The 11715-nt window shown below is 69.3% G+C and carries 12 protein-coding genes; 11 read left to right on the top strand and 1 reads right to left on the bottom strand.

From position 1 onward, the window contains the following. Positions 1-216 precede the first annotated feature (216 nt). From ACFXI3_RS28830 to lepB (ACFXI3_RS28785), 10 genes are all read left to right on the top strand, one after another. Positions 217-1077 carry a helix-turn-helix transcriptional regulator gene (locus ACFXI3_RS28830; RefSeq protein ID WP_377928143.1) on the top strand — a complete coding sequence of 287 codons (861 nt, stop codon included), beginning with the start codon at positions 217-219 and terminating at the stop codon, positions 1075-1077. After that, positions 1074-2522 carry a Fe-S cluster assembly protein SufB gene (gene sufB / locus ACFXI3_RS28825; protein ID WP_344267208.1) on the top strand — a complete coding sequence of 483 codons (1449 nt, stop codon included), beginning with the start codon at positions 1074-1076 and terminating at the stop codon, positions 2520-2522. The genes ACFXI3_RS28830 and sufB overlap by 4 nt, the downstream gene beginning before the upstream one ends. Beyond that, positions 2523-3695, top strand: coding sequence for a Fe-S cluster assembly protein SufD (sufD, locus tag ACFXI3_RS28820; RefSeq protein ID WP_378403640.1), 1173 nt, complete (start codon positions 2523-2525; stop codon positions 3693-3695). A gap of 38 nt (positions 3696-3733) precedes the next feature. Beyond that, the gene (gene sufC, locus ACFXI3_RS28815) at positions 3734-4504 is read left to right on the top strand and encodes a Fe-S cluster assembly ATPase SufC (RefSeq protein ID WP_344267204.1); all 771 of its coding nucleotides are present in this window, start codon (positions 3734-3736) and stop codon (positions 4502-4504) included. A 50-nt stretch (positions 4505-4554) separates the two neighbouring features. Beyond that, a complete protein-coding gene (locus tag ACFXI3_RS28810; RefSeq protein WP_344267202.1) occupies positions 4555-5856 on the top strand; it encodes a cysteine desulfurase in 1302 nt (433 codons plus the stop codon). After that, entirely contained in the window at positions 5853-6302 is a 450-nt protein-coding gene (gene sufU, locus ACFXI3_RS28805) for a Fe-S cluster assembly sulfur transfer protein SufU (RefSeq protein ID WP_344267200.1), read from the top strand. Before ACFXI3_RS28810 ends, sufU begins: the two co-directional genes overlap by 4 nt. Then, positions 6299-6697 (top strand): metal-sulfur cluster assembly factor, encoded by a 399-nt coding sequence (locus ACFXI3_RS28800; protein WP_378403637.1) that lies wholly within the window; start codon positions 6299-6301, stop codon positions 6695-6697. The genes sufU and ACFXI3_RS28800 overlap by 4 nt, the downstream gene beginning before the upstream one ends. A 127-nt stretch (positions 6698-6824) precedes the next feature. Next, positions 6825-7250, top strand: a complete 426-nt coding sequence (locus tag ACFXI3_RS28795; RefSeq protein ID WP_378403635.1) for a hypothetical protein — start codon at positions 6825-6827, stop codon at positions 7248-7250. 29 nt (positions 7251-7279) lie between these two features. Next, on the top strand, positions 7280-8155 hold the full coding sequence (gene lepB / locus ACFXI3_RS28790) for a signal peptidase I (protein WP_378403633.1): 876 nt from the start codon (positions 7280-7282) through the stop codon (positions 8153-8155). 31 nt (positions 8156-8186) lie between these two features. Further along, positions 8187-8960 (top strand): signal peptidase I, encoded by a 774-nt coding sequence (gene lepB / locus ACFXI3_RS28785; protein WP_378403631.1) that lies wholly within the window; start codon positions 8187-8189, stop codon positions 8958-8960. Here the strand turns inward: lepB (ACFXI3_RS28785) and ACFXI3_RS28780 are convergent. Continuing rightward, entirely contained in the window at positions 8875-10806 is a 1932-nt protein-coding gene (locus tag ACFXI3_RS28780; protein WP_378403629.1) for an AarF/UbiB family protein, read from the bottom strand. The genes lepB (ACFXI3_RS28785) and ACFXI3_RS28780 overlap by 86 nt on opposite strands. A gap of 171 nt (positions 10807-10977) precedes the next feature. On the opposite strand from ACFXI3_RS28780, the gene ACFXI3_RS28775 reads away from it, so the two are divergent. Next, on the top strand, positions 10978-11520 hold the full coding sequence (locus ACFXI3_RS28775; protein WP_378403627.1) for a snapalysin family zinc-dependent metalloprotease: 543 nt from the start codon (positions 10978-10980) through the stop codon (positions 11518-11520). Positions 11521-11715 lie beyond the last annotated feature (195 nt).

The following is an 11715-nucleotide window of genomic DNA, read 5'->3' as shown; positions in this document are numbered from 1 at the left end:
GGCCCAACCCGGCCCCCAGCCGCGGGCCCCCCCATGGCGGGGCGGGGGGTGGCCGCGGGGCGGGGGGGGCACCCCGGGGGGAATCAGAGTCCCTCAGGGTTCCCCTCACGGACCTGGGGCGGGGGCTGCGGCGGCGGGGTGCGTCCGGAGGTGAGTCGGGTCACTGCCCGACACCCCGCCTTTGCCCGCTGGCCGGAAATAAGACACACTTGTGTTGTGAAAAAGAACGGGACCACCGGCGAGGGGCGCGGCGAGCAGCCGCGCGCCGCGGCTGTCGGCGTTCCCGTGCAGGTCAGCGCGGTGAACGTGGCCGAGGGCCGCACCCGGCACGAGGTCGCCCGGCTGCTGCTGGAGCAGGGCCCGATGACCGCCGTGGTGGTCGCGGAGCAGCTCGGCATCAGCCCGACGGCGATCCGCCGCCACCTCGACGCGCTGCAGGCCGACGGCGAGGCCGAGACCCGCGACGCCCCCCGCAAGGGCCCGCGCGGACGCGGCCGTCCGGCCAAGCTGTTCCTGCTCACCGAGGCGGGCCGCGCCCGGTTCGGGCACGCCTACGACGACCTCGCGGTCTCGGCCATCCGCTTCCTCGCCGAGCACGCCGGCCCGGACGCGGTGCGCGCGTTCGCCGAGCGCCGGGTCGAAGGGCTCGTCGGGCCGCACCGGCAGGCGATCACCGGATCGGCTGATCCGGTCGAGCGCGCCGAGGCCCTCGCCACCGCGCTGAGCAGGGAGGGCTACGCTGCCTCGACCCGCCAGGTCGGCACGGTCGGAGCGGAAGCCCCGGCCGCGCACGTAGGCGCGCAGCTGTGCCAGCACCACTGCCCGGTCGCGCACGTCGCCGCGGAATTCCCGCAGCTGTGCGAGGCCGAAACGGAAGCGTTCGCGAAGCTGCTGGGCACCCACGTCCAGCGGCTGGCGACCATCGCGCGCGGAGACAACGCGTGCACCACACACGTACCCGCCGGACCGGCGGGTATCCCGGCCCATCCCGAGCCGGACCGCACGACGCCCGGAGACGCGGCCGCGCCGCCCGAAGGGCACGCACCACGGATCCCGAATGGAGGGAAACCCGCATGACTGCCGCTGCCGAGCAGCGCACTCCCACCACCGAGCCGTTGAGCCAGGAAGAGACCATCGCGTCCCTTGGCAACTACGCCTTCGGCTGGGCGGACTCCGACGAGGCGGGCGCCAGCGCCCGCCGCGGCCTGAACGAGGACGTCGTCCTCGACATCTCCGGCAAGAAGTCCGAGCCCGAGTGGATGCGCGACGCCCGATTGAAGGCGCTCAAGCTGTTCGACCTCAAGCCGATGCCGAACTGGGGCGCCGACCTCTCGGGGATCGACTTCGACAACATCAAGTACTTCGTGCGGTCCACCGAGAAGCAGGCGACCAGCTGGGAAGACCTGCCCGAGGACATCAAGAACACCTACGACAAGCTGGGCATCCCCGAGGCGGAGAAGCAGCGCCTCGTGGCCGGCGTCGCCGCGCAGTACGAGTCCGAGGTCGTCTACCACCAGATCCGCGAGGACCTGGAGGAGCAGGGCGTCCTCTTCCTGGACACCGACAGCGCGCTCAAGGAGCACCCGGAGATCTTCGAGGAGTACTTCGGCTCCGTGATCCCGGCGGGCGACAACAAGTTCTCCGCGCTGAACACCGCGGTGTGGTCCGGCGGCTCGTTCATCTACGTGCCGAAGGGCGTGCACGTCGAGATCCCGCTGCAGGCCTACTTCCGGATCAACACCGAGAACATGGGCCAGTTCGAGCGGACGCTGATCATCGTCGACGAGGACGCCTACGTCCACTACGTCGAGGGCTGCACCGCCCCGATCTACCAGTCGGACTCGCTGCACTCCGCGGTCGTCGAGATCATCGTGAAGAAGGGCGGCCGCTGCCGCTACACGACGATCCAGAACTGGTCGAACAACGTCTACAACCTGGTCACCAAGCGCGCCAAGTGCGAAGAGGGCGCGACCATGGAGTGGATCGACGGCAACATCGGCTCCAAGGTGACCATGAAGTACCCGTCGGTCTTCCTCATGGGCGAGCACGCCAAGGGCGAGGTCCTCTCGGTCGCGTTCGCGGGCGAGGGCCAGCACCAGGACGCCGGGGCCAAGATGGAGCACCTCGCGCCGCACACGTCCTCGACCATCGTGTCGAAGTCGGTCGCGCGCGGCGGCGGCCGGACCTCCTACCGCGGCCTGGTCAAGGTCGCGAAGCGGGCGCACCACTCGCGCTCCAGCGTGGTCTGCGACGCCTTGCTGGTGGACACCATCTCGCGGTCGGACACGTACCCGTACGTGGACATCCGCAACGACGAGGTGTCCATGGGCCACGAGGCCACCGTGTCCAAGGTCAGCGAAGAGCAGCTGTTCTACCTGATGTCGCGCGGCCTCGACGAGGCCGAGGCGATGGCGATGATCGTGCGCGGGTTCGTCGAGCCCATCGCGCGCGAGCTGCCGATGGAGTACGCGCTCGAGCTGAACCGCTTGATCGAGCTGCAGATGGAAGGGTCCGTCGGCTAAATGTCCGTGGCAGAGAACAACGTTTCCGAGTCGCTTCGCGAGGGGGCCGTCATTCCGGCGGCCTCCCGCGCGGAGCGGTTCACCTCGTACGACGTCGAGGCCTTCGAGGTCCCCGGCGGGCGTGAGGAAAACTGGCGCTTCACTCCGATGAAGCGCCTGCGCGGCCTGCACGACGGTTCCGCCGTCGCCTCCGGCGAGATCACGCTGGAGACCGAGGCCGCGCCGGAGCTGAAGATCGAGACCGTCGGCCGCGACGACGCTCGCCTCGGCGAGGCCGGCGTGCCGAGCGACCGCATCGCGGCGCAGGCGTACTCGTCCTTCGCCAAGGCCACGATCGTCACCGTGCCGAAGGAGACCCAGGCGTCGAAGCCGTCGGTGCTGCGCATCCACGGCCCGGGCGAGGGCAAGGTCGCCTACGGCCACCTGCAGGTGCGCGCCGAGGCGTTCGCCGAGGCCGTCATCGTGCTCGACCACGTCGGCTCCGGCACCTACGCGGACAACGTCGAGTTCGTCATCGGCGATTCGGCCAAGATCACCGTGGTCAGCGTCCAGGACTGGGCCGACGACGCGGTGCACGTGTCCGAGCAGCACCTGCGGCTCGGCCGCGACGCGACGCTCAACCACACCGTGGTCACCCTCGGCGGCGACCTGGTCCGCATTTCGCCGACGGCGACGTTCGCCGACCGCGGCGGCGACGTGGACATGCTGGGCGTCTACTTCTCCGACGCCGGCCAGCACCAGGAGCACCGGCTGTTCGTGGACCACGCGGTGCCCAACTGCAAGTCGCGCGTGATGTACAAGGGCGCGCTGCAGGGCGAAGGCGCGCACGCGGTGTGGATCGGCGACGTGCTGATCCGGGCGGCCGCCGAGGCCACCGACACCTACGAGCTGAACCGCAACCTCGTGCTCACCCCCGGCGCGCGCGCCGACTCGGTGCCGAACCTCGAGATCGAGACCGGCGAGATCGAGGGCGCGGGCCACGCGAGCGCCACGGGAAGGTTCGACGACGAGCAGTTGTTCTACCTCCAGTCGCGCGGGATCGGCGAGGAGGCCGCGCGGCGGCTGGTCGTGCGCGGGTTCTTCCACGAGATCCTGGTCCGCATCGGCGTGCCCGAGGTGCGCGAGCGCCTCGAAGCCGCGATCGAGGCCGAACTCGAAGCCGTGGGCGCCTGAGCCCGTCCGTCCACTTCAGACTCTTTAGGAAACAGCAGATGGCTACCCTGGAAATCAAGGACCTGCACGCGTCGGTGACCACCGACGAGGGCGCCAAGGAGATCCTCAAGGGCGTCAACCTGACCATCCGGTCCGGCGAGACGCACGCGATCATGGGCCCGAACGGCTCCGGCAAGTCCACCCTGTCCTACGCGATCGCCGGCCACCCGAAGTACACGGTGACCTCCGGCGAGGTGCTGCTGGACGGCGAGAACGTGCTCGAGATGAGCGTGGATGAACGCAGTCGAGCGGGCATTTTTCTCGCCATGCAGTACCCGGTCGAGGTGCCCGGCGTCTCGATGTCGAACTTCCTGCGCACCGCGGCCACCGCGGTCCGGGGCGAGGCTCCCAAGCTGCGCCACTGGGTCAAGGAGGTCAAGGAGGAGATGGGCAAGCTCGGCATCTCCCAGGAGTTCGCCGAGCGCTCGGTGAACGAGGGCTTCTCCGGCGGCGAGAAGAAGCGCCACGAGATCCTGCAGCTGGCGCTGCTCAAGCCGAAGTTCGCCATCCTCGACGAGACCGACTCCGGCCTCGACGTCGACGCGCTGCGCGTCGTGTCCGAGGGCGTCAACGAGTACAAGGCGGGCAACGAGGTCGGTGTCATGCTGATCACGCACTACACCCGCATCCTGCGGCACATCACCCCGGACTTCGTGCACGTCTTCGCCGACGGCCGCATCGTCGAGTCCGGCGGCCGCGAACTGGCCGACGAGCTGGAGGAGAACGGCTACGTCAAGTACGTCGGCTCTCCCGAGCCCGCCAAGGCCTGACGTTTCCCGCGCCCCGTTCCCGACGACACCGAGAGAGAGGAGTTGGCTCGATGACCACCACGGCTTCGAACAGCCCGACCAACTCTGTTCCCCTTGACGTGGCGGCACTGCGTGCCGACTTCCCGATCCTGACGCGCACCGTGCGCGACGGGAAACCCTTGGTGTACCTGGACTCCGGAGCGACCTCGCAACGGCCGGTGCAGGTGCTCGACGCGGAACGGCGGTACGTGTTCACGTCGAACTCGGCCGTGCACCGCGGTGCCCACCAGCTGTCCGAAGAGGCCACCGACGCCTACGAATCCGCGCGCGCCAAGACCGCGGAATTCGTCGGCGCGGACCCGGAAGAGCTGGTGTTCACCAAGAACGCGACCGAGGGCATCAACCTCGTGGCGTACGCGATGAGCAACGCCGCCACCGCCGGTCCGGAGGCTGAACGGTTCCGGATCGGCGAAGGCGACGAAATCGTCATCACCGAGATGGAGCACCACGCGAACCTGGTGCCGTGGCAGCAGCTGTGCCAGCGCACCGGGGCGACGCTGAAGTGGTTCAAGGTCACCGCCGAAGGCCGCCTCGATCTGTCCGATATGGACAGTGTGATCACGCCGCGCACGAAGGTGGTCGCGTTCGCGCACCAGTCCAACGTGCTCGGCACGGTCAACCCGGTGGCCAAGCTGGTGGCCAAGGCGAAGGAGGTCGGCGCGCTGACCGTCCTCGACGCCTGCCAGTCGGTGCCGCACTTCGCGGTCGATTTCCACTCCCTCGACGTCGATTTCGCGGTGTTCTCCGGGCACAAGATGCTGGGCCCGTCCGGGATCGGCGTGCTGTACGGCCGGACCGAGCTGCTGTCGGCGATGCCGCCGTTCCTGACCGGCGGCTCGATGATCGAGCTGGTCACGATGGAGCGCACCACGTTCGCCGCGCCGCCGCAGCGGTTCGAGGCCGGGGTGCCGATGACGTCGCAGGCGATCGGCCTCGGCGCGGCGGTGGACTACCTGTCCGCCGTCGGGATGGACCGGATCGCGGCGCACGAGCACGAGCTGGCCGCGGCCGCGATCGCGGGCATCGGCGCGATCCCGGGCGTGCGGATCGTCGGGCCGACCGACCTGGAGGACCGCGGCGCGACCGTCGCGTTCGTGATCGACGGCGTGCACCCGCACGACGCGGGCCAGGTGCTCGACAGCCTCGGCATCGCCGTGCGGGTCGGACACCACTGCGCGTGGCCGCTGCACCGGGCTTGTTCGGTGCCCGCGACCGTGCGGGCGAGTTTCTACCTGTACAACACGCTGTCCGAAGTGGACGCTCTGGTCGCCGGGATCCGCGAAGCGCAGAAGTTCTTCGGGGTGGACCAGTGAACCTGGAGAGCATGTACCAGGAGATCATCCTGGACCACTACAAGAACCCGCACGGGCGCGGCCTGCGCGATCCGTTCGACGCGGAGTCGTTCCAGGTCAACCCGACCTGCGGCGACGAGATCACCTTGCGGGTGAAGGTCAGCGACGGCAAAGTCGAGGACGTGTCCTACGACGGCCAGGGCTGCTCGATCAGCCAGGCATCCGCGTCGGTGCTGACCGACCTGGTCGTCGGGCACACGGTCGACGAGGCGTTCACGACCATGGACGCGTTCGTCGAACTGATGCAGGGCAGGGGCAAGGTCGAACCGGACGAGGACGTACTGGAGGACGGCGTCGCGTTCGCCGGCGTCGCGAAGTACCCGGCGCGCGTGAAGTGCGCCCTGCTCGGCTGGATGGCGTTCAAGGACGCCGTTTCCAGTACCACCACAGGAGCTGAGAAGGCATGAGCGAAGAGACGGCCACCGACCCGCGCGAGGGGCGCACCGCCGCGGACCTGCCCGAGCAGACCGCCGCCGTCCCCGCCGACATCGCCAAGATCGAGGACGTCGAGGAAGCGATGCGCGACGTCGTCGACCCCGAACTCGGGATCAACGTCGTCGATCTCGGCCTCGTCTACGACATCCGGGTCGAGACCGACAACACCGCGACGATCGACATGACGCTCACGTCGGCGGCCTGCCCGCTGACCGACGTGATCGAGGACCAGACGTCGGCGGCGCTGACGTCCGGCGGCCTCGTGGACGACTTCCGGATCAACTGGGTCTGGATGCCGCCGTGGGGCCCGGAGAAGATCACCGACGACGGCCGCGAGCAGTTGCGGGCGCTCGGGTTCACTGTCTGAGGTTCGCTCTTTCGAAGGCCGCTCCCGGCTCGCCGGGGGCGGCCTTCGGCGTATCCCGGATTGGTGCGTTCGGGCGCTGCCGGGCGGAACGCCGGATTCTGTCGGGGTCGGGTGCTACTACTGGTCAATGACCGAACCCGATTCCGAATCCGTGTCCTCTCCCGAAGAAAGACCCAGCCGCGGCCTGGCCGTGGGAGCGGTGTCCGTGGCCGCGGTGAGCTTGTCGCTCGCGGTGCTGACCTGGCTGGCCTGGCTGCTGGTCCGGCCCCGGCTCCTCGTGAGCGGCGTCTACCCGCTCGTGGCCGAGGTGTTCGTCCTGGTGCTGGGCGCGCTGTGGTTCGCGGCGCTGCTGGCCGGCGTGCTGGCGGTAGTGCTGGGGCGGCTCGGAGGAGCAAAACAGCCTGGCGGCGACCTGGCCCGCACCGGCTCGCTGCTGGGCGGGCTGACGGTGGTGGTGGCGCTGGCCGGGACGGTCGCGTTCACGGTGAGTCCCGGCCCGATGCCCGCTTACGTCGACGGCGGACGGCCGCTCAATTCGTTCCTCAGGGGGTGAAGTCCGTATAACGACCTATACGGCGACGGATGATTTCGGCCGTCCATGATGGACAGAGCGGCACAATCCGCCCGGACGATCCGGAGCCGCGTAACGGATCCGCGGCGCTCGCCGATGCTCGCGAGGTGATCGACGGTTTTCCGGCTCCGCCGCCGGTTTCCCGCGCCCCTCGCCGGTTTTCGGCGCTGCTGGCGCTGTTCGTCGTGGTCGCGCTGGCCGGGGTGGCCGGATGCGGGTACGGGCTGGTAACGATGTTCGGCTACCGCGCGGTGAGAGTGCCGGACAACGTGATGGCTCCCGCCGTGTCCGCCGGGACGACGATCGTCATCGGCAAGCAGGACGGGCAGGTCTACCACCGCGGCGACGTAGTGCTGGCGCGCATGCCCGCGCAGCAGAGCGACCGGGCGTTCACCTTGCTGGGACGGGTGATCGGCGTGGGCGGAGACGACGTGCGCTGCTGCGACGAGAAGCGCCGGATCGTGGTGAACGGCAAATCCGTCGACGAGTCCTACGCGAGCGGCGACGGACCCCTGTTCCATGTGGTCGTCGAGAAGGCCGCGGTCTTCCTCGCCGAGGACCGCCGCGACCGCGGCCGGGACTCGCGGATGGAGGTGGTCAGCGGGATGAACGGCTCGGTGCCGGTGTCCGAGGTGTACGGGGTGGTCGTGGCCACCGGGGCGAACCGGTGGTGGGTGCGCACGCTGCCGCCGACGACGGCGTTCACCGCCGCGGGGTTGCCTGGCGCGCCCGAGGTGGATCAGGGACCGTTCCTGGGGCGGGTGTTCCTCGGGGCGGGAGCGGGAGCGTTTCTGATCGGGTTCCTGGGCGCGGTGGTGACGGGCGTGCGCCGGGGCAGGAAACGGCGCCGGGAAGCTGCCGGGCCGGGCTGGCAGCCGGGCGGGTAACAATTGTCCGAACTGTTCCGATGATCGCTTCGTGACAGAAGGCTTTCCTGCTGCTCCGCCTCCGGCCGTGCGTGCGCCGCGCCGGTTTCCCTGGCTGCTCGCGATCTTCGCCGTGCTGGCGATCGCGGGCTCGGTCTTGGCGGCGACCGGGCTCCTCAACGTGTTCAGCTATCGATCGGTGACCTTGTCCGGTGGCGGGATGGCACACACCATCGCGCAGGGCGAGCGGGTCGTCTTCGGGCTGCGCGAGGGCCAGGAGATCCACCGGGGCGACCTTGTCGTGTTCGAGGCGAGCGGGTTCGTCGGCGGGAGGTCCGTCAAGTTCCTGAAACGGGTGATCGCCGTCGGCGGAGACGAGGTCGAGTGCTGCGACGCGCAGCGCCGGATCAAGGTGAACGGCAAGCCGGTCGACGAGCCTTACGTGGTCGGCAAGCAGGAGACTTTCCACGCGAAAGTGCCCCAGGGATCGGTGTTCGTGGCGGGTGACCAGCGCGACAACTCGAACGATTCCCGGTGGTGGACCGACGAGTCCGGCAACGGCGGATCGGTGTCGCTGTCCGAAGTGTACGGAGTCGTCGCGGCCACCGGGAATCTGTTCTGGGCCAAGCAATTCCCGGCGACCACCGCGTTCACCGACGCCGGGCTGCCCGGTACGACGGAGCCGGATCCCGGGCCCGTCACCAGCAGGATCACCGCCGGGGTCGGGGCGGGCGTGTTCCTCATCGGGTTCGTCGGCCTGCTCGTGACTGTCGTCCGGAGCGCCGGAAGACGACGAAAAGCAGCCGCAGCCCCGCCAGTGCGCTGATCATCAGCAGGTTGTAGCCGAACACATGGTTCAGCGTCAGGCCGGGAACCAGCTGCGGGCCGCTCGAACTGGACAGCAGCAGCACCGCCATCAGCCCGGTCGCGATGCCGACCAACGCCAGCAGCACCTCGTGCACCAAGCCAGTCACCAGGTCGCGGTCGCGTTCGTCGGAGAACAGGCGCATGTTCACCGACAGTCGGCCTTCTTCCAGCGCCGCGCCGATCCGGTCGACGCGGCGGGGCAGGCGGCGCAACACCGGCAGCAGGGCGGTGAACTCGTCGGTGACGGTGCGGCGCAGGGTTTCCGGGCGCAGGCCGATGCGTTCGGTGGCGAACGCGCGGGATTCGGCGACGAGGTCGAAGTCCGGGGCCAGTGTCGCGAGGGTGCCTTCCATCGTCGCCAACGCGCGGAACACCGCGGCGATCGGCGGCGGCACGGCCAGGCGGAATTCGGCGATGACGCGGAACAAGCCGGTGAACAGGTCGAGGCCGGGGCTCCGGCCCGGCCCGAAGTGCCGGGCGAGCAGGGCTCCCAGCGCGCGTTCCAGGCGTTGTTCGTCGAGATCGTCTGGGCGGGTGACGATTTCCAGCAGTCCGTCGCGGACGCCGGCCGGGTCGCCGCGGTCGATGGCGGGCAGCAGGGCTTGCAGACCGGCGCGCAGTCCGGTGTCGAGGCGGCCGACAGAGCCGAAGTCGAGCAGGCCGAGAGTGCCGTCTTCGAGCAGCAAAACGTTGCCAGGGTGCGGATCCGCGTGGAAGACCCCACCGAGCAGCACCTGGTCGAGCAGTCCGCGCAGGAAAGTTCGGGCGAGTTCCTCGCGGGAGTGTGTCGAACCGGTGGCGAGCGGTTTGCCGTCGAGCCGACGCATCACCAGAACGCGCTCTGTGGACAGTGCTTTGTGGACAGTCGGCAGGGTGATGCCGGGGACCGGATGTGCGGCGATGGCGTCGATGTTCGAGGCTTCGGTGCGGAAATCGAGTTCGTCCTCAAGAGACTCGGCGAACCCGTCGGCCAACTCCAGCACGCCGAGCGAGCGCGCCCAGCCGGCACGGTCGTACAGCACGGCGGCGAGGCGGCGGACGATGTCGATGTCGCGTTCCACCTGCTCACGGATCCCGGGTCGTTGCACCTTCACGACGACCTCGGTGCCGGACCGCAGCCGAGCGCCGTAAACCTGCGCGATCGACGCTGCGGCAAGGGGTTCGTCGTCGATGTGGGCGAAGGCGGTGAGGTCGATTTCCTCGCGCAGCAACGCGCGCACCTCGTCTTCGGGCGCGGGCGGAACCTGATCGTGCAGCCGGCTGAGCTCGCGGATGTACACCGGCGGCAGGAGATCCGCGCGAGTCGAGAGCAACTGGCCGAGCTTCACGAACGTCACGCCCGCTTCCTCGAGCGCCAGCCGAAGCGACCGTGCGAGTTTCGCGGAGCCGTCGGGTCCTGCGGTGCGGCGGCCGGTGAGGAACGAGCCGAGACCGTGGCGGATCGCGATGCGCATGATGCGCGAGTAGCGCCGGGCGCGGGCCGCGCGGGATCGCAGCGACCGCATCCGGGCGAACAAACCGGGCCCGCCGGACGGAATCGCGAGTTCGGCGACAAAAAGGACTAACAGCGTCACCGCGAGCGCGCTGCCGGCGAGCGGGATCAGCAGTCCGATCGCGACCCCGGCGTTGGTCAGCACGGCGATCGGGAACAGCCGGATGACGGTGCCCGCGACGAGCCAGCCCGCGAGCGCCGCGCCGAGCGCCCGGACGAGACCGACGCGCACCCCGAGCACTTTGCGGGCCGCGGCGACCAGCGGCCACAGCACCACGACGTAGGCCAGCAGGCCGAGCAGCAGCGTTTGCATGCCGACGAGCACACCATCGCGGCGGCGCGCGCGGATCCAGCCGGGGCGGGACGGACCTCCCTCTCGCGGGGGAGCGTCCTACTTTCGGACGTAGTCGCCCCGGTGGTGAACTTCTAACGTCGTCGAGCGGACAAGGGTTGCTTGCTTTCTCGATGACGTACGGAGGACACGATGCACGCACGAGGGTTCCGGCGGATCGCCGCACTGGCCATGGCGACCGCCGCTCCGCTGGGCTTCGGCCTGGCGATCGCACCCGCCGCGTCCGCCGCCGCGGCGACCACCGTCTACTACAGTTCGGCGGGCGCGCCGGACTACGTCGCCCAGATCGACCAGGGCGCGGCCAACTGGAACGCCGCGGTGAGCGACGTCCAGCTGGTGAAGGACGAGGGCAAGGCGACGGTGAAGATCCACGAGGTCAACAGCGGAGGTTCGTACACGCAAACCGACGGGCACGGCAATGGCGACGTCTACCTGGACACGAGCCAGGTCGCCGAGGGCTACGACCCGACCCGCATCGCCGCGCACGAACTCGGCCACAACCTCGGCCTGCCGGACCACTACGAGGGTCCGTGCACGGAGCTGATGTCGGGGCACGGGCCGGGCACGTCGTGCACGAATGCCAAGCCGGACGCGCAGGAATCGGCGAAGGTGCAGCAGCTGTGGGCCAACGGGGTCCGGGCTGTGGGGACTCGGGTCACGACGACTGTCTACTGAGGACTCACGACATACCGGCACACTCGAGTCCTAGCCGGACCTGGTGAGCGCTGCCAGGGACTTAAGCTGCGCAGCCCACGCCCGCTGACCGTCCACAAAGGACCTCAGCACCCGCTGTGAATGCCTGGCCTATGACCCTGCGACCTTGCTGAAGTCCGTGAGGGGAACCCTGAGGGACTCTGAGTCCCTCAGGGT

It is taken from the genome of Amycolatopsis sp. NPDC059235, assembly GCF_042754125.1.
Taxonomy (GTDB): domain Bacteria; phylum Actinomycetota; class Actinomycetes; order Mycobacteriales; family Pseudonocardiaceae; genus Amycolatopsis; species Amycolatopsis albidoflava.
This window is presented reverse-complemented; position numbering and strand designations above follow the sequence as displayed.

Excerpts from the sequence above, each read along its gene's own strand:
- ACFXI3_RS28780 (WP_378403629.1), bottom strand. The coding sequence starts at position 10,806 with ATGCAAACGCTGCTGCTCGGCCTGCTGGCCTACGTCGTGGTGCTGTGG.
- lepB (WP_378403633.1), top strand. The coding sequence starts at position 7,280 with ATGATTTCGGCCGTCCATGATGGACAGAGCGGCACAATCCGCCCGGAC.
- ACFXI3_RS28795 (WP_378403635.1), top strand. The coding sequence starts at position 6,825 with ATGACCGAACCCGATTCCGAATCCGTGTCCTCTCCCGAAGAAAGACCC.
- sufD (WP_378403640.1), top strand. The coding sequence starts at position 2,523 with ATGTCCGTGGCAGAGAACAACGTTTCCGAGTCGCTTCGCGAGGGGGCC.
- sufC (WP_344267204.1), top strand. The coding sequence starts at position 3,734 with ATGGCTACCCTGGAAATCAAGGACCTGCACGCGTCGGTGACCACCGAC.
- ACFXI3_RS28800 (WP_378403637.1), top strand. The coding sequence starts at position 6,299 with ATGAGCGAAGAGACGGCCACCGACCCGCGCGAGGGGCGCACCGCCGCG.
- sufB (WP_344267208.1), top strand. The coding sequence starts at position 1,074 with ATGACTGCCGCTGCCGAGCAGCGCACTCCCACCACCGAGCCGTTGAGC.
- ACFXI3_RS28810 (WP_344267202.1), top strand. The coding sequence starts at position 4,555 with ATGACCACCACGGCTTCGAACAGCCCGACCAACTCTGTTCCCCTTGAC.
- ACFXI3_RS28775 (WP_378403627.1), top strand. The coding sequence starts at position 10,978 with ATGCACGCACGAGGGTTCCGGCGGATCGCCGCACTGGCCATGGCGACC.